General features: G+C 46.1%; 1 protein-coding gene. It reads left to right on the top strand.

Going from position 1 to position 673, the window contains the following annotated elements; genetic code table 11:
- The coding region (locus ADI74_RS06320) for a hypothetical protein (RefSeq protein WP_049537827.1) at positions 1-673 on the top strand (673 nt) is incomplete at both ends.

The raw sequence follows: 673 nt of genomic DNA, 5'->3' as shown, positions 1-673 counted from the left end.
TAGCTACCCAGGGGAGGAAACAGACCCTCTCAGCCAGAACCGCTACAGCTATGTGCAGAATAACCCCGTCAACTATACAGACCCAAGTGGGCACTTCTGGAACAGTATCAAAAAAGGCTGGAACTATGTTAAAAAGACGGCTTCTAATGCTTGGAATGGTGTTAAACGAGTCGCCTCTAATACCTGGAATACGGTGAAAAGAGTGGCCTCAAACACCTGGAATGGTGTGAAGAGTTTCGCCTCCAAGGCTTGGAATGCGACCAAGAGTGCTTTCAACCACGCGACTAACTGGGTCAGCACTCAATACAATCGCGCATCGAATTGGGTTGGCAGACAGTGGAATAAGGTTCAAACGGCCTACAATAGTGCAGTCGATTATGTTCAAACGAAATATCAGCAAGCACAGGCTCGTATTCAAGAACTACGCTATCAGGCAATTCGTACTGCCTATGCCTTGGCAATAGGATTTGAGGCCTCCCCTACCATCCGAGAAGGCAAAAACCTTCTTCGTAACTGGAATCCGGCTCTACTGAACACATTGAAGCATATATGTGATCCAAAAACAATCGGTGCCTCCGATAAGGGAGAAACCAAAGTCCCATCTGTCGCAGATTTTAGAAAGTATGAAGATGCGGCAAGACATGGACTAACTGTTTCTGAAAAAGCTAATATT

The organism is Streptococcus pseudopneumoniae (assembly GCF_001074565.1).
Lineage (GTDB): Bacteria > Bacillota > Bacilli > Lactobacillales > Streptococcaceae > Streptococcus > Streptococcus pseudopneumoniae_J.
Note: the sequence above shows the minus strand (reverse complement) of the source record. Positions and strands in the feature narration are given on the sequence as shown.